Below are 20703 nucleotides of genomic sequence, written 5' to 3' on the forward strand. Positions count from 1 at the left end.
CCGTCACGCCGCCGCCCGGCCTTCGCGGCGCAGCAGGACCCAGCCCGGCAGCGCCACCAGCAGCAGGATCAGCAGCCCGTAGAGCAGGAGGATGGCGGGGCTGTCGATCGCAGCCGCCACGGCCAGCGCGCCGGCAAACGCCCCGGCCGCCACCGCCCGCAGCCATGCCTGGCCGGAGATGAAGGCCGTGGCGCTCCATCCCGCCCCGTACAGCGCCAGGACCAGGGACGGAAACATCACCCAGACGATTGGCGTGCCGCAGCGCCAGGCCAGGATCATGCCGGCGACGAACATCACGCCGATCCCGGTCCCCAGCCCGCTCCACATCATGCCGATGGCGCGGTTGACCATCACCACGCTGCCGGGGCGGCCCGGCTGCGCGCGGTTGAGGAACCAGATCACCGGCAGGTAGGCGACCGTCGCCGCCAGCCACACCCAGACCTGCGCCTGCGGCGGCAGGACCGTCCGGCCGGTCGCGACGGCCCAGGCGGCGAAACTGGTCAGGCCGAACAGCAGGCCGGCGCTGAGGAAATAGGGGCCGCTGGTCAGCGGCGCGTTGCGCCCGGCCTCGGCCAGGCCGCGCAGGAAGGTCAGGTCGTCATGCAGCGACGTTTCGGTTCGGGTGGTCATGGGGGCCTCGGGTTGAAGGTTAAGGGGCGCATCGCACTCGCCCCGGCAAGACGGAGCATAGGCAAACTACTCTCTATTTCAAAGTTATTTTTTATGAAGATTTTTCTCTCCCGCCAGCCTTGCAGCGCTGAACGACGCGCGGGCCGCCCGGTCATTGCGTCTCTGACAGGGATGGCGCCGGGCCGGGAGGGGCCGGGTGCGGGGCCATGCGGAACCGCGCCCCTCCGTGCATGTTTATGACGCGCAGGCGCCGGTTTCCCTTTCCTGCGTCGGAATCACGCTTTCATGTGCATGGCACGGGCGAACGAAAATGATATTCCTCAGGACTGGCCACAAAGATAAGAATTTTCCAATCTCTGCGCCGTACAACATAAAATGTCGTACCGTGGAGCCTGTGCCAGGCCTGACAAGGAAAAACGTGGCGTGCCGGAGGTTTGAGCTAGAACTCCGCAATAAAAATACATAAAAATATCGACGATGTGGACAAAATCACGTGGCAAAGCCCCATCCGCCATCCCCTCTTTCCCCGTTTCCCTTGAAAAGGACTGTCGTTTTGGCTTATCCGCCCCGACAAGATGCGAGAGCGTGATCAATTTTCCCGGAGCCCGAGCCCTGGGCGCGCTGGCGCTGGCGGCCGCCTTCGTGGCGTCGGGCGCCCTTCCGGCCCGGGCCGCCGACCCGGATGCCCCGGCCACGTCGCCCTTCGCCCGGCCGAGCCAGGCGGCGGCGGATACCCAGCCGGCCGGCAATCTGGAACAGACGATCCCCGGTTTCCTGCAATCGCCCTACGGGCCGCCGTCATTCGGCGCGCCCTATGGCACCACCCATGCGCTGGGTGACTGGGGCGGCGCGCAGCCCTGGCTGCAGAAGCACGGCGTCTATGTCGCCCTCGCCCTTTATGAAGGCATTTCCGGCAATGTCTCGGGCGGCAAGACGCAGAGCTACACGCTGGCGGGCCAGGTCGGCGGCACGGTCGATATCGACTGGCAGAAGCTGCTGGGCGCGGGCGCATGGTCCAACGATCTGTGGCTGCATGTGCTGGCGGTGAACGGCAACGGGCAGAATCTCAGCCGGCTGTTCGGCGACAACGGCAACCAGGTGCAGCAGATCTATGGCGCGCGCGGCAACGTGGTGGCGCATCTGGTCTGGGCCTATTTCGAGAAATCGTGGTTTCAGCACAAGGTCGACCTGGCTGCCGGCTGGATTCCGACCGGCACGTTCTTCAACAACTCGCCCTGGGTATGCAGCTTCATGAATGTCTGGCTGTGCGGCAACGTGACGCCGACGAAATACCTGACAGCGGGGCGCGACTGGCCGTCGGGCAATATCGGCACCGTGCTGCGCCTGATGCCGACCCGCCATTTCTATGTCATGGGCGGGCTGTTTGCCGTATCGCCGCATTCCTATAATGGCGGCATTTCTGGCTGGGCCTGGGGACAGGACAATCTGGGCAAGCTGGGTACCGAGGTCGAGATCGGCTGGATTCCGGAATTCGGGCCCGACCGGCTGGTCGGCCATTACAAGGTCGGCTTCCTCTACGACAATTCGCGCTATGACGATCTGTACGAGGGTGTGAACGGCCGGCCGTGGATCGTGAGCGGCCTGGCGCCCCGCCGGCACAGCGGGCAGACATCGGCCTGGGTCATGGCCGACCAGATGCTGATCCGCCACGGGCCGGGCGAGATGAACGGGCTGGTGCTGGCCGGGCAATATTCCTATGCCGACGGCCGGACGTCGCAGATGAACCATCACCTGGTCGCCGCCCTGCTGGATACCGGCTATCTGTGGGGCCGGCCGCTGGACAGTGTCGGCATCAACTTCCAGTGGGCCAATTTCAGCCGCAGCGCCACCCTGTCGCAGGAAGCGGCGGTGGCCTATGGGCTGCCGTTCCGGGGTGCCAATTTCGGCACGCCCTACGGCATCCAGGGGCATGAGGACATCTACGAGGCCTTCTATTCGGCCCATCTGATGACCGGCGTGTCGCTTCAGCCCGATTTCCAGTATGTCAACCATGTCGGCGGAACGACGGTGTTCAAGGATGCCGTGGTCCTGAGCACCGCGCTGAACGTGCTGTTCTGAAGCCTGTGCGGGCCGGAGCGGAAACCGCCCGGCCCCATGGCCATGCGGGCGGCCATGCGGGCTTCGAGATCGCGCCGATCGTCTTCGGCGGCAATGTCTTCTTCGGCGGCAGTGTCTTCGGCTGGACGATCGACGAGAAGGCGCGTTTCGACGTGCTGGATGCCTTCGTCGATCACGGGTTCGATGCGATCGATACCGCCGATGTCTATTCGGCATGGGCGCCGGGCAACAAGGGTGGCGCGGCGGCCAGCCACCCTGCCAACCGAGGCCCGGCGGCTCTCCATGGGGCGTCAGGCAGTGGCGGCACCCGTCCGGGCGGCCTCGATCCGCGCGATGTCGATCCGGCCCATGGTCATCATGGCTTCCATCGCCCGCTTCGCGGCTGCGCGATCCGGGTCCTGCAATGCGGCCAGCAGGAGGCGGGGCACGATCTGCCATGAAAAGCCCCAGCGGTCCTTGCACCAGCTACAGGCGCTCTCGCAGCCGCCATTCCCGACGATGGCATCCCAGTAGCGGTCGGTTTCCGCCTGGTCTTCGGTCATGACCTGGAAGCTCACCGCCTCGTTCGGCATGAAGCCGCGCCCGCCATTCAGGCCGACGAAGGCCTGGCCCAGCACGGTGAATTCCACCGTCAGCTCGCTGCCCTCCTGTCCGCCCGGATAATCGGCGGGCGATCGAAGCGTCTGCCCGATATGACTGTCCGGAAAGGTGGCCGCGTAGAATTCCGCCGCTTTGCGCGCCTCGCCATGGTCGAACCAGAGGCAGGTCACGATCTTTCCGGGCATGGATATTCTCCCCGAGCCCCACCGCACCATCGGTGCGAACAGTCAGGACATGGAGCGCCATGGGCCTGTTTCAAGGCCGGGCCGTTCGTCCGTCCGCTCAGGATCGGGGAACGGATACCGTGCCGCGGTCCTGGTGTTCCGGAGCGCCCACGCGCAGGATGCCCAGCATGCGGGGGACGTCACGCCCACGCTGGGGCGTGTGACCCGGAATGCGCTCCCCGCGCCGAATGCGGGCCGGCGCACGCAATCGATGGAGGTCGCGATTCCATCCGCGTTCCGGAGCGATCTGGAGCAGGAAAAACGGATTGCGCAGGCTGCGCCGGTACCCGCAGAAACGTGAAGATGGCTTCGTGCAGGAAGGATTTCCTCAGCGACAGAGGCCGAAACCAGTGGCCTGCAGATGGAAATGCCCGGCATGCAGGCTGTTATAATCGGGCGACAGGACGGTCCCGAAAATGGGGCAGGCCCTGTCGCGCATCCGATGCAGGTAGAGGCCGCGGGTCCCGGCCTCGTTCCAGGCGCTGATCGGAATTTCCCGCCCGTCGGCAAGAATAAATGCCGAAACGTCGATCGCGTCGGCCGTGGCATGGCTGCTCTGGGAACCGGGCCGGTCGCGGACGTCGCGACAGGCGAAGCTGCCCTCATGCTGGATGCGCCCGAGGCCGGTATGGAACACATCCCGTGTCACCGGTTCGGCAACCCGGGTTTCGAACAGGGACCAGCGCACCGCGAGATTGCACGACGCCAGAAAGCTGGCGGGGTGCAGGGGAACGTCCTGGCCGCTGACCGTGAAGGCGTCATGCAGCGGACAGGCGGCGGTACCGCTGAGTGCATGTTCCCGAACATGCAGGGCGGATGTGCGCAAGGCCGCATCGCACAGTTCTGGCGAATGGGACAACAGGCGGAGCTTTACGGGCGTCATGAAGGTCCAGCCCGCCCTGAGATCGAGCGGCCGGGTGGGATCATAGGCCGCCGGCAGCCAGCGCCGGTGGAATATGGCAAGGACGATCAGGGCGAGGCCGAAAAACAATAAGATGAGACGCCGTGTTCTCATGGTGCGTTCTCGCCCGCTCCCTGCATGCAGGGCTAACGGGCCATCGCGCCCTTTTGTTGCGATTTTTCATTCACTGAAGCTTCGACCTTGAAAAAATCGGCGAATGGATCGCAATTCGTCCTGCCCGCAACGGCATCGTCGACAAAAAAAGCCCCGCCGCAGGTGCGGCGGGGCGAAGTCTGTACTCTTTCAGATCAAGGCGCGATTGTTCTCGCCTTACTGGGCCGTGGTTCCCTCGGGAAGGGCATAGGCGATCACGTCGTCGGCCACGTCGGGCGAATGGCTGGCGCCGCCGACCGAGATCACGACATATTCCTTGCCCGTCTTGGGAGATTTGTAGATCAGCGGAGCCGCGACCGCGCCGGCGGGCAGCGGGGCCTTCCACAGTTCCTTGCCGGTCATGCTGTCCAGCGCGCGCAGATAGTAATCCTGCGTGCCGGCGAAGAAGAGCAGGCCGGAGGCCGTCGTCGTCGGGCCGCCCAGGGTGGGCATGCCCATCGGCATCGGCAGGTGGCTCTTGATCCCCATCGGCCCGAGCTGCTCGGCCGTTCCCATCGCCACCTGCCACAGCAGCTTCTTGGTGCGCAGGTCGATGGCGCTCATGGTGCCGAAGGGTGGCGTGTTGCACGGCACCTGCAGCGGCGACTGGAGGATGTCGATGCGCACGCCCGAATAGGGGCCGGCGATCTGCGGACGCAGCGTGCCCATGAAGCCCGGGACCTCGTCGGTCGAGATCTTGTAGTGCTTGGCGTCCTCATGGTTCACCAGCATCATCCGCAGCGGCATGCGCATGTCGTTGACGAACATGATGTCGTTCGCCTCGTCGATCGAAATGCCGCCCCAGTTCATGCCGCCCAGCAGGCTGGGCCACTCGATATAGGGCTTCTCGCCAGGCGGCGTGAAGGGGCCCTCATAGACCGAATTCTTGAACATGATCCGGCAATAGAGCTGGTCGAAGGTGCTGACGCCCCACATCGACTGCTCGGACAGCGGATCGGCGCCGATGGTGGGCATGCCGACCGAGAAAGGCTGCGTCGGCGACAGGTGCTCGTCCTGCGCGGCCGGAGAGGTCGGGACGGGCCGCTCTTCGACCGGGGTCACGAATTCGCCCGTGCGGCGGTCGATGACGAAGATATGGCCGGTCTTGGTGGTCTGGATCAGCGACGGGACCTTCTCACCCTGCGGGTTGGTCACGTCATACATCACCGGCTGCGACGGCAGGTCGAAATCCCAGACGTCGTGATGGATCAGCTGGCGGACCCATTTGGTCTTGCCGGTCGCGGCGTCGACGGCGACGAGGGCCGCGCCGAACTTGTTCTTCACCGCATCACGGTCGCCGCCCCAATAATCCGGCGGGCCGCTGCCGGTGGGCAGGTAGACCTGGTTCAGCGCCTTGTCATAGGTCGGGACGGCCCAGACATTCGGCGTTTCCAGCGTGAACTGCCTGTCGGCATCGGGGGGAACCGGGCTGTCGGGGTTGCCGACGTCCCACGCCCAGACCAGGGCGCCGGTGCGGGTGTCATAGGCACGAACGACACCCGAGGGTTCGCCATGCACGATGTCACGCACCCAGCCGCCGATCACGGCCAGATGGCCCATGACGACCGGCACCGCCGTCGGGTGATAGCGCTTGCCGTTTTCCGTCGGGCCCATGTTCTTCTTGAGGTCGACATAACCGTTTTCGCCGAAGCCGGTGCAGAGCTGGCCGGTATGGGCATCCAGCGCGAACAGGCGGGCGTCGACGGCCGAGACCAGGATACGCTGCTGGCAGGGCTGGTCGGCAGCTTCCTGCCTGTCCGCGTCGGTCAGGCTGTCATCCTTGGTGATGTCGTAATAGCCGACGCCACGGCACGAGACATGCTCGGCGGTGTGGGCGTGCGGGTCGAATTTCCAGATCTGCTTGCCGCTGTCGGCATCGATCGCGGAAATCACGTTTTCCGGCGTGCAGGAATACAGGACCGAGCCGATCTGCGCGGGCGTGTTTTCATCGACGCCGGCACCGGGGCCCTTGGTGCGGCGGCCGGTATGATACACCCAGGCCACCTTCAGGTCGGCGACGTTGCGCGGGGTGATCTGCGTATAGGGCACGTAGCGCGTGCCGCTGGCATTGCGCCCGTAGAACTGCCAGTCGTCCGGCTGGGGCGGCACGGCGGAGGCGACGCGCGCGTTCTTGTCCAGCGCCTCGCCCTGGATTCCGCCATGGGGCGAGAACATTTCGACCAGGGTGACGACCACTCCGAGCATCAGCGCCAGGCCGCCGCCCGCGCTGATCCGCCGGGTGGACGACGGCACATAGGGCAGGATCGCCGTCAGCAGCAGGCTGAGCATGAACAGGATGGCAGGCACCATCAGGCGCGGCAGCAGCGGCCAGAAGGCAAGCTGCGGCGCGTCCTGGAGCGCCCACAGGAACGTTGCGACGAAGATCGCGACCGAGAGGGCGAGCGCCCATGAGACCCGGCTCCTGACCAGGAAGAGCGCGCCCAGCGCCACATAGGCGATGCCGGCCAGAAAATAATAGAAGGAGCCGCCAAGAGTGGCGAGCTGGAACCCGCCGGCGACAAGGGCCAGTCCGACGGCCAGGCTGATCAGGACGAACGCAATCCGGCATCCGTCACTGATCATAGATCGCTGATTTACTGTATTGTCCATTCTATCGTTCCAAGGTTGCAGGCTTCGCTGTCACACGCATCGCGTTCGGGCCAAGCCGGATCGGGAGCGGACGCATGGGAATGCGTTCATCCTCCACCCGATAATGTTCGGGATGTCTACGCCCGTTCCCGTGCTCTTTCCATAACGGGAAGAGAAACATTGTTACGATTTTCATTAAAACTTTTTAATTGATACCTGATCGTCCTCCTTTTACGCGCGACGCATTGCCTCGTCCGGTCGCGGCGAGGGCATCCACGGGATTGGCGGTCCCTCTCACATGCTTGTGATAACCGGCTTTCCAGTACCATGCGGGGCCGCGCCGATGGCCTGCCCACTTGGCACCCCGCAAGGAATTTCAAAGCATCATCTTGTTTTTATAATATTTTTTAGTTTTTCTCCGGATGGCTTCCGGGTCGCGGCAAGATGCCGCCGCGACCATCGATACCGATCAGGTATTGATGGATGACGGTTTAAGTATTTTACACCGGTGTCGGATTGCTTTGTTTTTGGAACAGGAACAACAGGATTTCTGCGTCACAGGGGCAATTTTCGTCGCGTCATGCCTGTCAGGCGCCTCCCGCATCACGATGGGAGCATGGCCCGGGAGGGTGGGAAAGGAAATTACATTTAGTTCATTTTTTGTTATAAAATTATGAACAAAAATTAATTGGAACCGCGCAAGGCAGTCCCCTGCCCGGCACGATTCCGGCGTCGGTATTTCGTTTTCATGCCGGTTCGATCCGGGCACGTGCACCTGCCCCCACTCTGAAAAAATCGCGATCCTGTCAGCATCAGGCCTGCACAGGGCCGTCGGCCGCATTGCGCCGACATTATTGCGGCCCTACTGGTCGCTTTTATGTAATAACAAGCCTGCACAAGGCATGTAACGGGACCTCCCCTTGAAAAAAGGCGGAGCATCGTGTTCTTGTTATCGTTAGTTAGGTTAATATATAACAATAATGGAGCCTCGTCGTTGTGACAACTTTCACTACCAGAACAAACGGCGAAACTTTATTCCCCCATTCGTTCCGCCGGTTGACTGTCGGCGGTGTCTGCCTGGCCGCTCTTGTCGGGTTGGCCGGTGAAGCCGGAGCCCTTTCCGCCGCGCATGCCGCCACGCAGGGTGCTGCCCCCACCATCAGGACAGGGATCGACAGCGGCACTGATCCGTCCCGTCCGGGCGTCCTGATCCAGCCGAAGGGCACCGTGTCGGCGAAAACGCCCGGCCCGGCCGCATCGAACGCGCGCGCCGCGAATGGGTATGATCGCAGCAATCATCACCATGCGATCGAACTGGACGCCCTGACCGACCAGGAAGGCCTGTCGTGGCTGCTGCCCTCCGAAGTGGACGCGCAGCGCCGCACCGACATGGCGGACCCCTATTACGTGCCGACCGGTGCCGCCGGGCATCTGCTGCCGCAGATCATGCCGTTCCGCGAGCGCCTGCAAAAGAAGGGCTTCACCTTTTCGCTGACCTACAAAGCCGAAGCCATGGGCGATATCGATGGCGGCATCCGGCGCGGCATGGACTATGTGCACGAGTTCACGCTCCAGATGCTTTTCGATCTGGGCAAGATGTCGCACGCTCTTGACGGCTGGACCGTCCATACGCTGGTCATGAATCGGGCGGGACGGGAAGTGTCACACGATCTGGTCGGCGATTACTATGTCAACCTGATGGAGGTCTACGGCCTGTCAGGCCATGTCGTGGCGCATCTCGTCGATTTCTACGCTCAGAAGAAAGCATTCCATAATCGCCTCGATGTCGCTTTCGGCCGCATGGCCCTGACCCATGTATTCGCGACCTCTCCCCTGCTTTGCTCGTTCATGGTCACTTGTTCGGCACCTGTTGCGTTGAAAGTCGATCCGGCTTTCGCCGTGTATCCCAAGGCCACATGGGGGGCACGGGCACGCTTCCGCCCCACCCGCGACACGGCCATCCAGGTCGGCGCCTACGAAGTCCAGCCGCTCGCCGACGGTCCCAGCGGTTGGGCCTGGGCCAGCGAGAACGCCACCGGCCTGATGCTGCCTGCCGAATTCACATGGGAACCTTTCCTTACGCACAACAAGCTGCCGGGCCATTATGTCATAGGCTATGCCCACGACACCACGCGCTATCCCGACGCCCTGGGAACGAAACCAGCCGCGCTGGTTGCACAGGCCAGGCGTGAGCGCAGTGCGCCAATGGACATGTTCTGGCTCGAAACCGAGCAGATGATCTATCGCCTGGGCGGACCGGGCCAGATGTCCGGAGGCTATCTGATGGCCGGCTATGTCCACAATACACCGCATGTCGCCTCGATCTCCGATGAGGCTTACGGCGGTCTCTCGTTCAACGGCGTGATTCCCGGACGCGCGAAGGACCGCCTGGGCATCCTGTATTCGTGGTACCACGTCAGCGATCGCAAGAGGCAGGGGCAGGTCATCGCCCAGGATGCCGGCCTCTCCCTAGGTAGCCAGGTACGTGGCCCGCAGACGAATTCCCAGGTGATCGAGGCTTACTATGGGATAGACACCTGTCCGGGATTGGTCATCCAGCCCGAATTCCAGTACATGATCCATCCTGGCGAAACCTCTCATATTCCCAACGCCGCGCTGGTTGGCCTCAAAGTGGCCGCATCGTTGTAGGAGATTGCTGAAACGCGCGCCGGCGTCGCCCGGCACGCGTCTTTCGTCCGCCGCATGGCCGTTCCGCAGCCGGCGGCCCACAGAGAATTTGACTTGAAGGCGCGCCCACCCACATCATGCGGGTGGAGGCGAAATGGCCCACCCGCCGCGGCGCGTGGGCCATTTCGCGTTCGACATCATCAACCCTACGGACATCCGACGAAGCCGGACAACGAAACGATAAGGTTCAGACCTCCATGATTCCCGCCCTGATGCCCACCTACAACCGTGCCGATCTCGCTTTCGAGCGGGGCGAAGGCTCCTGGCTGTACACGGCGGACGGGCGACGATTCCTGGATCTCGGGGCGGGGATCGCGACCTCGTCCCTGGGGCATGACCATCCGCAGCTGGTCGCGGCCATTGCCGGGCAGGCGGCGCGGGTGATGCATGTGTCGAACCTGTACCGGGTGCCGCAGGCCGAGCGGCTGGCCGCGCGGCTGGTCGCCGCCAGCTTTGCCGACAGCGTCTTCTTCTGCAATTCGGGCGCCGAGGCGAACGAAGGCATGGTCAAGATCATCCGCCGTGCGCAGGCCCATGGCGGCCATCCGGAACGCACGCGGATCATCTGCTTCAACGGCGCCTTCCATGGCCGCACGCTGGCGATGCTGTCGGCCACCGGCAACCCGAAATATCTCGACGGGTTCGGACCAGTGGTCGAAGGGTTCGACCATGTGCCGATGAACAACATGAACGCCCTGCGCGCCGCGATCACGCCCGAGACCGCCGGCGTCATGATCGAGCCGGTGCAGGGTGAGAGCGGCGTCAACGTCGCCGATCCGCGCTTTCTGCAGGAGCTGCGCGCCGCCTGCGACGAATTCGGCCTGTTCCTGGGCATGGACGAGGTGCAGAGCGGCATGGGCCGGACCGGCCGGCTGTTCGCCCATGAATGGTCGGGGGTGACGCCCGACGTGCTGTCGACCGCCAAGGGCATTGCCGGCGGCTTTCCCATGGGGGCCATCCTGGCCACCGAGGCGACGGCGAAATACCTGACGGCGGGCTCGCACGGCACCACGTTCGGGGGCGGCCCGCTGGCCTGCACCGCCGCGAACACGGTGCTGGACGTGATTCTGGCCCCGGGCTTCCTGGACCAGGTGCAGACACGCGGCACCCAGTTGGGGCAGGTGCTGGATGCGCTGGTCGGTGAGTTCCCCGACCTGTTCGCCCAGTGGCGCGGCATCGGCCTGCTGCTGGGCCTGCGCTGCATCGCGCCGGTCGCGCTGATGCAGGACGCGGCGATGCACGAAGGCGTGCTGAGCGTCACCGCCGGCGACAATGTGCTGCGCCTGGTGCCGCCGCTGGTGCTGACCGAGGAGGATTGCGCCGAGGCCGGGCGCCGGCTGCGCCGTGCGGCGCTGCGCGTGCGGGCGCATCTGGCCGCTTCGGCGGAGGACGCGGCATGAACGCGCTGCCTGCCACCCCCGTCACGCATCCCGCGCCGCGCCATTTTCTGGACCTGCGCGATTTCGATGGCGCGACCCTGCGCGCCATCCTGGACCTGGGCAGCCGCATCAAGCGGATGCAGCATGGACGGGCGCGACCGCTGCACCCGCGCCTGCCGCTGCTGGGCCGCACGCTGGGGCTGATGCTGTCCAAGCCCTCGACCCGGACCCGCGTGTCCTTCGAGGTCGGGATGCGCCAGCTTGGCGGCGAGGTGATCCTGCTGTCGCCCGCCGACATGCAACTGGGGCGCGGCGAGACGATAGCCGATACCGCCCGCGTGCTGTCGCGTTTCGTCGATGCCATCGTGCTGCGTACCGGCAACACGACGGCGCTGCGCGAACTGGCGCACTGGTCGAGCGTGCCGGTCATCAACGGTCTGACGCCGCATTCGCACCCGGTGCAGATCCTGGCCGACATCATGACGTTCGAGGAGCATCGCGGGCCGATCGCCGGCCGCACGATCGCCTGGATCGGGGACGGCAACAATGTCGCCACCTCCTTCATCGAGGCGGCGCGGCTGTTCGGCTTCCGCCTGCGCCTCGCCACGCCCCACCGCCACGCGCCGTCGGCCGAGGCCGTGGCCTGGGCCCGGGAGGGCGGTGCCGACATCACCCTGACCACCGACCCGCGCGAGGCCGTGGCGGGGGCGGACTGCGTCGTGACCGACACCTGGGTCAGCATGTCCGACAGCGGGTCGGCGCAGCGCCTGCTGGATTTCGATCCCTACCGGGTCACGGCGGGGCTGATGGCGCTGGCCGCATCCGATGCCCTGTTCATGCACTGCCTGCCGGCCCATATCGGCGAGGAAGTGACCGAGGACGTGTTCGAAGGCCCCCGTTCGGTGGTGTTCGACGAAGCCGAGAACCGCCTGCACGCGCAGAAGGGCCTGCTGGTCTGGGCGCTGGGCGGCGCGCAGTGGCAGGATTACGGAGAAGAGGAACCATCGCGATGACCGGACCGGCCGAGACGCCAGCCCACCCGACGGCGACCGAGGATGTCCCGTCCACTCCCGGTTGGGTGGAAGGCAGCGTCGAGGCCGCCTTCGCCACCCTCCCCTGTTCCGGGCCGGGGGTGATGGTGCTGCGCAACGCCTATCTGGACTGCCTGGCCAACACGCCCCGCACCGAAGACCTGGACGCGGCGCATGACCGCTGCCGGCAGGCGCTGCTGAAGGCGCTGGCGGCGCGGGAAAAAATCGGCCCCGAGGCGCTGCGCGCCTTCGAGACCCGGCTGGAAGCGGTGGAAGCCGAGATCAGCGCCCGTATTTAAGAGGCGGCCTGACACGCCCCTTCTGCCCTATCCGGAACTTGCCATGATCGATACCCCTGCCTTTCTCGACGCCCATCGACCGGATGTACCCGACCTGGTGATCCCGCAGGGGGTGACGCCGTTCTATCTGGCCGGGCGGCCGGTGCGCGGGCGGCTGGTGCGGCTGGGGGCGCTGGCGGATGCGCTGCTGAGCCGGCACGACAATCCCGACATCGTGCTGCGCCTGGCGGGCGAGGCGCTGGCGCTGGTGGGCGGCCTGGCCTCCGCGCTGAAATTCCAGGGCTCGTTCTCGCTCCAGGCCAAGGGGGACGGCCCGGTCTCGCTGCTGGTGGCGGACTGTACCAATGCCGGTGCGCTGCGCTTCCATGCCCATTCCGACGACGATGCGGTGGCGGCGCTGGCGGTAAGCGAGCCGGATGCCGATGCGGCCCGGCTGCTGGGCAGCGGCTATCTGGCATTTACGGTCGATCAGGGGCCGGATACCGATCTGCACCAGGGCATCGTCGCGATTGCCGGTGCGTCGCTGTCGGACATGGCCGCCCATTATTTCGAAACCAGCGAGCAGCATGCCTGCTGGGTACGGCTGGCCTGCGCGCACACCGATGCCGGCTGGCGCGCGTCGGCCCTGGTGCTGGAACGCATCGCGACCGAAGGCGGCATCGCGGCCGAAACCCCGCCCGACAGCGACGAGGACGAGACATGGTCCACCGCCGTCACGCTGGCGGCGACGGTGACCGACGCGGAACTGCTGGACGATAATCTGTCGTCCGACGACCTGCTCTATCGCCTGTTCCATTCCGAGGATGTCTGTGCCGACCGTCCCCGCGCGCTGGCCTTCGGCTGCCGGTGCAGCCGGGCGCGGCTGTCCGGCATCCTGGAGACCTTCGGCCGCGAGGATCTGGACCATATGGCCGAAGACGGCACCATCAGCATGCATTGCGCGTTCTGCAATATCAGCTTCCGCTTCGGTCGCGACGAGGTGGGCGGCCCCGTAACGGATTGACCGGACAGGGCTGGAGCGGCAGTTTTCTCCGACGTCCTGTATCGATCCCACCGTCGGAGAACTCCTTCATGCGTCCGTCCCGCCGGGCCGCCCGGTTGCCCATGCTGCTCCTGCTCGCCTGCCCGCTCCTGCCGCTTGCGGCGTGCAGCGACGCGCCGCCGCCCAATTTCGCGCCGATGCGCTACGACTACCTGCCGGTGCTGCGCCTGAATGTGGCGACGATCAACATCGTCGATAACGGGCAGCCGGGCACGGTGCCGGGCGATGTTTCCGGCCGCGCGCCCACGCCGCCCGACCAGGCGCTGCACCAGATGGCCACCGACCGGCTGATGGCGGCCGGCAGCACCGGCGGCGCCGTCTTCACCATCGACCGGGCCTCGATCCTGCACCAGCCGGGCGGCACGCTGGAGGGGCAGATGGACGTGCATCTCGACGTCTCCAGCCCCAACGGCCAGCGCCAGGGCTATGCCGAGGCCCATGTCCGGCGCACCTTCAGCTCGACGGCTTCGGACAGCGACGGCAACGCGGATTCGCCGGCCAACCTGTATGCGATCACGTCGCAGATGATGAAGGACATGAATGTCGAGCTGGAGTTCCAGGTCCGGCATCATCTGGCGGACTGGCTGGTCGATGCCGTCGGCACCACGCCCAGGGCGATCCAGCAGCAGCAGCTCGGCCTGCCCGGCAGCCCCGGGGCGACGGCTCCGGCCACGGCTTCCCTCGCGGCCACCCCGACTGCCGCCGCGGCCGTTGCCGGCCCGGCCTCACCTGCACCCGCGGCACCGGCGCCGGCCGTGGTTCCCAGCGAACCCAACGCGATCTTCCCGACCGGCGGCCCGGCCACCGACGGCAGCGCCGCCCCGGCGCCGCGCGTGAAGTCGCCCCAGCCCGGCTACCTGACCCTGCCGTCCGGAACCGCGACCAGCGCGCCCAACGCCAGCAACGGCTACTGAGCCGAGGGACGGGGGCGGAGACGATCCGCCCCCGCCGCGCCTATCCTTTCAGCGCGTCGAGGACCAGCCCGCTGGTCAGGATCTGCGGCAGGACATGGCCCTGCGCATCGCCCGGCGCGTAATAGACGTAGAACGGGACCCCTGCCCTGCCATGCGCTTCCAGGAAGGCGCTGATGGTGGCGTCGCGATTGGTCCAGTCGCCTTTCATGTAGACCACGTGCCGGTCGCGGAAGGCCGCCTGCACGGGGGCGGATGAGAGGGCCACCCGCTCGTTCACCAGGCACGAGATGCACCATGCGGCCGTCATGTCGACGAAGACCGGCCGCCCCTGCGCCCGCAGCGCCGCCAGCCGGGTGGGCGAAAAGGCCTCGGTGCCCGCGGGGCCGGAGGCGACCAGGCCCGCATCGGCACCGGCCCGCCCCGCCCGCAGGCCGGGCAGCATCGCCATGGCCACCGCCAGCGCCACCAGGGCCAGGGCGCGGCACAGCCGGATCTGCCGCGCCGGACCGTCGCGCATGGCCATGCCCTGGGCCAGCCCGGTCAGCCACGCCGCCAGCCCGACCAGTACCAGCCCGGCGCCCAGAACCGCGATGGCGGTCGCGCCGGCCTGCAGGGCCAGCACCCACATCAGCCACACGCAGGTGGCGAGGATGGGAAAGGCCAGCCCCTGGCGCAGGATATCCATCCATGCCCCCGGACGCGGCAGGTAACGTGCCAGTGCCGGCACACCGGCCAGGACCAGGTAAGGCGCGGCCAGCCCGGCACCCATGGCGATGAACACCGCCATCGCCACCCAGGCCGGCGCCGTCAGCGCCCCCGCGATGGCCGCCCCCATGAACGGCGCGGTGCAGGGCGTAGCCACCAGTACCGCCAGCACGCCGGTCATCGCGTCGCCCAGATAGCCACCGCGCGTGACCCCGGCACCGCCCAGGGCCGCGATGCCGTTGCCCATGCCGAACACGCCCAGCAGGTTCAGCGCCACGGCGAACAGCAGCCAGCACACGGCGGCGACGAAGGCGGCGGACTGGAACTGGAAGCCCCAGCCGGCCACTGCCCCGGCCGCGCGCAGGGTCAGCATGATGCCGCCCAGCACCATGAAGGCACCCACCACGCCGGCGGCATAGGCGCCGGCCCCGGCCAGACGGGCCATGGTATGCGCGCCGGCCAGACGGGTCAGCGCCATGGCCTTCATCATCAGGACCGGGAACACGCAGGGCATCAGGTTCAGGATCAGCCCGCCCGCGAAGGCCAGCAGCAGCATGCGCAGGCCGCCCGCCGCGCCCTCCGGCACGGGCAGCGCCATGGCCGGCGCGCCTGCGGGAGCGGCCGGGGCGGCCATCGCCGGGCCCGGGCGGGCCGCGATCGACAGCGCGCGCGTCTCGCCCGCCGGGTCCTTCAGCACCAGCACGCCGTCCAGCGTCGGGGCGGCATGGAAGGCGTCGCCGGGCTTCAGCGCCAGGGTCAGCGTGCCGTCCGCGATCTTCATCGGCTGGTCGGCGTCCTGGTCGATGGCGCCGGTGGTGAGGGGCATGAACCATGCCTCGCGCACGGCGGCCGGGGTCAGGCCCGCGCCGGTCAGGCTCAGCGTTCCGTCGGGCGCGATGGTGGCGGCGAAGGGCGATTCCATGGGGCGTGCCTGGGCCGCGCGCGCGAACAGCGGTGCTTCGGCCGAAGGCGCCGGATCGCCAGCCGGCAGGGTCAGGGTGAACTGCCCCTGTTCGGGCACGCAGACGGCCGCGCAGACCAGCCACTCGGCGGTGGCCTTCAGCACCATCGGCGCGTCGCCGGTGCCCGAGGGCTGCAATTCGGCGGGCAGCAGCACGTCGCCCGTATAGCCGTAGGACATCAGCGGCCCGTCGCGCAGGCGCTCCGGCGCCGGCCAGGCGATGGTGCCGGAGGCCCCGGAGGCGCCGCCGCTGGCCTGCACCGAGAGCGTCGGCGCCTCGCCCGCGTCGCCGGGATTGATCCAGTAGGTGTGCCAGCCGGGCTTCAGCCGCAGCCGCAGGCCGACATGCAGCTTCGTGCCGGGGCGATAATGGTCGGTATCGGTCACCAGGGTCGCGATATCGCGTTCGCTCGTCTGCGCGGCACTTTCGGCCGCCAGGGCGTGGGTCCCGCCGGGGGCAAGGGACAGGACGACCAGCATCGGCACCAGCCACGACGGCAGCGGGCGGGGGTGGCAAGGCGCCGCGAACGCGGACATGAACCGGGACAGGATCAAGAACGGAGGCTCCGGAAAATCAGGAAGGGCGAGTGGCGGAACGGCGGTGCAAGCCGGTGGATTGCCGGTTCCAGGCCATGGACGCATAAGCAGGATATGGAATTCGACCCCGCCCTGCAAAGCCCCGCCCATCCCCGGCTGTCGATTCCGGCCGAACTACCGGTGAGCGCGATCCTGCCCGAGCTGTGCGCCAGCCTGATGGAAACCCCGTCCGCCGTGCTGGTGGCCCCGCCCGGTGCGGGCAAGACCACCACGGTGCCGCTGGCACTCCTGGACGCGGCCTGGCGCGGCGACGGGCGGATCGTGATGCTGGAGCCGCGCCGGCTGGCCGCCCGCGCGGCGGCCCAGCGCATGGCGGCCCTGATCGGCGAGGAGGCGGGCGGGCTGGTGGGCTACCGCACGAGGCTGGAATCCGCCGTTTCGGACCGCACGCGGATCGAGGTGGTGACCGAGGGGCTGATGGTGCGGCGCCTGCTGTCCGACCCGACGCTGGACGGCGTGGCCTGCGTGATCCTGGACGAAATCCACGAACGCTCGCTGGACGCCGACGCGGCGCTGGCCTTCTGCCTCGATACCCAGCGCAGCCTGCGGCCCGACCTGCGGCTGGTGGCGATGTCGGCCACCATGGACGGTGCCGCCCTGTCCGCGCTGATGGGCGCCAACCTGATCGAAAGCGCGGGCCGGGCCTTTCCGGTCACCATCCATCACGCGCCGCGCGACATCACCCATCTGCGCGAATTGCCCGACGCCATGGCGCGCGCGATCCGCGCCGCCCTGGCCGAGCATGAGGGCGATATCCTGGCCTTCCTGCCCGGGGTGGGCGAGATCCGCCGCGCCCAGACGGCGCTGGCGGGGGCGCCCGCCGAGATCCTGCCCCTGTATGGCGAGATGCCGCCGGGCGAGCAGGACCGTGTGCTGCGCCCCCGGCCGGGGACCGGACGGCGGGTGATCCTCGCGACCTCGATCGCCGAGACCTCGCTGACCGTGCCGGGCGTGCGGGTGGTGGTGGATGGCGGATGGCGGCGCAGCCCGCGCCTGGACCCCGGCACCGGCCTGACGCGGCTGGATACGGTGCGGATCTCGCGCGCCGCCGCCACCCAGCGCGCCGGCCGCGCCGGGCGCGAGTCGGCGGGTGTGGGGATACGGCTGTGGAGCGAGGCCACCGGGCGCGGCATGGCCCCGCATGACCGGCCGGAGATCCTGGACGCCGAACTGACCGGCCTGCGGCTGGACACCGCCGCCTGGCAGGCCGCCATGGGCACGCCGCCCGAGCAATTGCCGCTGCCCGACGCCCCGCCCAACGGCGCCTTCGAGGCCGCGCGCGCCCTGCTGACGGCCCTGGGGGCGATGGACGAGGATGCGCGTGTCACCCGGGAAGGCGAGCGGATGGCAGCCCTTGGCGCGCATCCGCGCCTGGCGGCGATGATGCTGTCGGCCCGCGACACGGGCGAGGCCGCGCTGGCCGCCGACCTGGCCGCGCTGCTGGAGGAACGCGACCCGCTGCGCGCGCGCCCTGCATCGGGAGGGAAGGGCGGCGCCCCCGCCGTGCCGCCCGCCGACATTGCCCTGCGGCTGGAACTGATCGCGGGCGGCGACCATCCGGATGCCGATCGCGGGGCGCTGGTGCGTATCCGCCAGGCGGCGAACCAGTATCGCCGCCGGCTGGGGCTGCGCGCCAATGCCGTCGCACAGGGCGACGCGGGGGCGCTGCTGGCCGCCGCCTTCCCCGACCGCATCGCGCAACGGCGGGGCGAGGCCGGCAGTTTCCGCCTGTCGGGCGGCGGTGGGGCGAAGCTGGGGCGCGCCGACCGGCTGGCGGATTCCGGCCTGCTGGCGGTGGCCACGCTGCATGTGCGCACGGCGGCCGAAATCCGGCTGGCCGCGAAGCTGGACCCGGACAATCTGCCCGAGACCATCCGCCGCCGCGCCACCGAACAGGTGGAAACGACGCTGGACCCGACGACCGGCGCGGTGCTGGCACGGCGGCGCCTGCGGCTGGGGGCGCTGGTGCTGCGCGACCGCACGGTAACGGCAGCGGCCGACGAGGTGGCGGATCTGCTGCTGCGGCAGGCGGCCGACCGGCTGGACACCACGCTGGGCTGGACGCCGGCGGCGCGGCAGTTCCAGGCCCGTGTCGCGCTGGCCCGCGCCCTGCCGGGGCAGGAGGACCTGCCCGACCTGTCCGATAGCGCGCTGGCGGCGGAGGCCGCGACGTGGCTGGCCCCGTGGCTGGGCGGGCTGAGCCGCCTGTCCGAGGTCGCGGCGCTGGATGTACTGGCGATGCTGCGGGCGCGGCTGGACCATCAGCGCCTGGCCTGGCTGGACCGGGCCCTGCCCACCGCGCTGGACCTGCCGGGCGGGCGGGTACCGATCGACTATACGCAGCCGGTGCCCACGGCCTCGGCGCGGGCCCAGACCTTCTACGGGCTGCGCGCGACGCCGCGCCTGGCGGACGGGCAGGTGAAGCTGCTGATCGCCCTGCTGTCGCCGGCCGGGCGGCCGCAGGCCATCACGGCGGACCTGGCCGGTTTCTGGACCGGGGGCTGGGCGGACATGCGCCGCGACATGCGCGGCCGCTACCCGCGGCACGACTGGCCCGAGAACCCGGCCGAGGCCGCGCCGCCGGCAGGCGCGCGGCGGGGCGGACGATCATGACGGCGACGTTATCCTGCGGTATCGTGGACCCAGCACAACGCGCCGACCATGCGCCCTGATCAGGATTCCCAGCCCATGCGGCGGATGGCTAGCCGGCCCTTTTTCCTCGCGGCGTCCACCTTGGCTGCGTCCGCCCTGGCCGTTGCCCTTCCGGCCGGCCCGGCGCGGGCCGACGACACGGCGCTGTTCGCGCCCCCCGTGCCCGCAATCGTCACCTCTGGGCCGCTGACCTTCGCGCCGCTGGTGCGCAAGGTGGTGCCGGCGGTGGTCAATATCGCGGTGACGCAGGATGCGGACGATCGGGCCAAGCGGCAGCCCGTGCCGCCGGGCGTGAAGGGCACGCCCTTCGAGCACCGGTTCCGCGATCGGATGCGCTCGCGCGGCGAGGAGATGATCGGCGCCGGGTCGGGCTTCATCATCGACCCTGGCGGCGTGATCGTGACCAATACCCACGTGGTGGGCGAGGCCGACCGCATCACCGTCTCGCTGTCCGACGGCACCGAATATCCGGCCCGGCTGGTGGGCAGCGACGATCTGACCGACATCGCGGTCATTTCCATCCAGGCGCCGAATCCGCTGCCCTACGTCACCTGGGGCGACAGCCGGCAGGTCAATGTCGGCGACTGGATCATGGCGGCGGGCAACCCGTTCGGGCTCGGCTCGTCGGTCACGGCGGGCATCGTCTCGGCACGGGGGCGCGATATCGGCGCCAGCCCGTTCGACGATTTCCTGCAGCTCGACGCCCCGATCAATCCGGGCAATTCGGGGGGGCCGTCCTTCAATCTGGGCGGGCAGGTGGTGGCGCTGAATACCGCCATCGTCTCGCCCACCGGCGGATCGGTGGGCATCGGCTTCGGCATTCCGTCGGAAATCGTGGCGCCCATCGTGGCCGAACTGCGCCGCAGCGGGCATATCGACCGCGGCTGGCTGGGCGTGACCCTGGCCGACGGGGACAGGCATGCCGGCGTGCGCATCACCGACATCGACCGGGGCGGCCCGGCGGAAAAGGCGAAGCTGCGGACCGGCGACATCGTGCTGACGGTGGGCGAGGAACCGGTCGACAGCGCGCGGACGCTGATCCGCGCGGTGGCGGCGGAACATCCGGGATCGACCGTGCAGGTGCATATCCGCCGCCGTGCCACCGAGATGACGGTACCGGTCATCGTCGGCCACCGCCCGGCGGACATGGACGACTAGCAACCTTGCCGCTCTGGCCAGCCCCCCCGCATGCGGGGTAAGGTCCTCGTTTGGTGCGGAGAAGCGTGCTTCGGCCGTGCCGATGCGAAGCCATAGCGGAG

15 protein-coding genes and 1 pseudogene are annotated in these 20703 nt (G+C 67.9%); 11 read left to right on the forward strand and 5 right to left on the reverse strand.

All coding sequences use genetic code 11. The annotated features are described in order from the left end of the window. Nucleotides 1-3: 3 nt before the first annotated feature. Nucleotides 4-630 (reverse strand): hypothetical protein, encoded by a 627-nt coding sequence (locus HLH36_RS01080; RefSeq protein WP_182984663.1) that lies wholly within the window; start codon nucleotides 628-630, stop codon nucleotides 4-6. A 585-nt stretch (nucleotides 631-1215) separates the two neighbouring features. Between HLH36_RS01080 and HLH36_RS01085 the strand changes: the two genes are divergently transcribed. Both HLH36_RS01085 and HLH36_RS19670 read left to right on the forward strand, forming a co-directional pair. Then, on the forward strand, nucleotides 1216-2709 hold the full coding sequence (locus HLH36_RS01085) for a carbohydrate porin (RefSeq protein WP_338030360.1): 1494 nt from the start codon (nucleotides 1216-1218) through the stop codon (nucleotides 2707-2709). A 5-nt stretch (nucleotides 2710-2714) separates the two neighbouring features. Then, nucleotides 2715-2858 (forward strand): annotated as a pseudogene (locus tag HLH36_RS19670) (hypothetical protein); the annotation flags it as partial. Nucleotides 2859-2999: 141 nt separating this feature from the next. Here HLH36_RS19670 and HLH36_RS01095 read toward each other — a convergent pair. Continuing rightward, nucleotides 3000-3494, reverse strand: coding sequence for a VOC family protein (locus tag HLH36_RS01095; protein ID WP_182984665.1), 495 nt, complete (start codon nucleotides 3492-3494; stop codon nucleotides 3000-3002). On the opposite strand from HLH36_RS01095, the gene HLH36_RS01100 reads away from it, so the two are divergent. After that, nucleotides 3493-3834: a hypothetical protein gene (locus HLH36_RS01100; protein WP_182984666.1), complete on the forward strand. Its 342-nt coding sequence runs from the start codon at nucleotides 3493-3495 to the stop codon at nucleotides 3832-3834. The two genes, HLH36_RS01095 and HLH36_RS01100, sit on opposite strands and share 2 nt — an antisense overlap. 27 nt (nucleotides 3835-3861) lie before the next feature. Here the strand turns inward: HLH36_RS01100 and HLH36_RS01105 are convergent, their stop codons facing one another. Then, nucleotides 3862-4548, reverse strand: coding sequence for an extensin-like domain-containing protein (locus tag HLH36_RS01105; protein ID WP_182984667.1), 687 nt, complete (start codon nucleotides 4546-4548; stop codon nucleotides 3862-3864). 216 nt (nucleotides 4549-4764) lie between these two features. Further along, entirely contained in the window at nucleotides 4765-7170 is a 2406-nt protein-coding gene (locus tag HLH36_RS01110) for a membrane-bound PQQ-dependent dehydrogenase, glucose/quinate/shikimate family (protein WP_246376278.1), read from the reverse strand. Between the two features lie 1164 nt (nucleotides 7171-8334). Here HLH36_RS01110 and HLH36_RS01115 point away from each other — a divergent pair. The 6 genes from HLH36_RS01115 to HLH36_RS01140 all read left to right on the forward strand — a co-directional run bounded on the left by HLH36_RS01115 (nucleotide 8335) and on the right by HLH36_RS01140 (nucleotide 14529). After that, complete coding sequence (locus HLH36_RS01115; protein WP_408871831.1) at nucleotides 8335-9825, forward strand: carbohydrate porin; 1491 nt, start codon at nucleotides 8335-8337, stop codon at nucleotides 9823-9825. Nucleotides 9826-10061: 236 nt separating this feature from the next. Further along, nucleotides 10062-11264, forward strand: coding sequence for an aspartate aminotransferase family protein (locus tag HLH36_RS01120; protein ID WP_182984670.1), 1203 nt, complete (start codon nucleotides 10062-10064; stop codon nucleotides 11262-11264). After that, nucleotides 11261-12256, forward strand: coding sequence for an ornithine carbamoyltransferase (argF, locus tag HLH36_RS01125; protein ID WP_182984671.1), 996 nt, complete (start codon nucleotides 11261-11263; stop codon nucleotides 12254-12256). The genes HLH36_RS01120 and argF overlap by 4 nt, the downstream gene beginning before the upstream one ends. Then, the gene (locus HLH36_RS01130) at nucleotides 12253-12573 is read left to right on the forward strand and encodes a hypothetical protein (RefSeq protein WP_182984672.1); all 321 of its coding nucleotides are present in this window, start codon (nucleotides 12253-12255) and stop codon (nucleotides 12571-12573) included. Before argF ends, HLH36_RS01130 begins: the two co-directional genes overlap by 4 nt. Nucleotides 12574-12616: 43 nt before the next feature. Further along, a complete protein-coding gene (gene hslO / locus HLH36_RS01135) occupies nucleotides 12617-13576 on the forward strand; it encodes an Hsp33 family molecular chaperone HslO (RefSeq protein WP_182984673.1) in 960 nt (319 codons plus the stop codon). Between the two features lie 68 nt (nucleotides 13577-13644). Then, nucleotides 13645-14529 (forward strand): hypothetical protein, encoded by an 885-nt coding sequence (locus HLH36_RS01140; RefSeq protein ID WP_182984674.1) that lies wholly within the window; start codon nucleotides 13645-13647, stop codon nucleotides 14527-14529. Nucleotides 14530-14569: 40 nt separating this feature from the next. On the opposite strand, the gene HLH36_RS01145 is transcribed toward HLH36_RS01140, so the two are convergent. After that, complete coding sequence (locus HLH36_RS01145; protein ID WP_246376337.1) at nucleotides 14570-16675, reverse strand: protein-disulfide reductase DsbD family protein; 2106 nt, start codon at nucleotides 16673-16675, stop codon at nucleotides 14570-14572. Nucleotides 16676-16846: 171 nt separating this feature from the next. Here HLH36_RS01145 and hrpB point away from each other — a divergent pair, with 171 nt between their 5' ends. After that, a complete protein-coding gene (hrpB, locus tag HLH36_RS01150; RefSeq protein WP_182984675.1) occupies nucleotides 16847-19405 on the forward strand; it encodes an ATP-dependent helicase HrpB in 2559 nt (852 codons plus the stop codon). 75 nt (nucleotides 19406-19480) lie between these two features. After that, entirely contained in the window at nucleotides 19481-20602 is a 1122-nt protein-coding gene (locus HLH36_RS01155; RefSeq protein WP_246376280.1) for a S1C family serine protease, read from the forward strand. Nucleotides 20603-20703: the final 101 nt, after the last annotated feature.

Origin of the sequence: Gluconacetobacter aggeris, assembly GCF_014174395.1 — a bacterium.
Lineage (GTDB): Bacteria > Pseudomonadota > Alphaproteobacteria > Acetobacterales > Acetobacteraceae > Gluconacetobacter > Gluconacetobacter aggeris.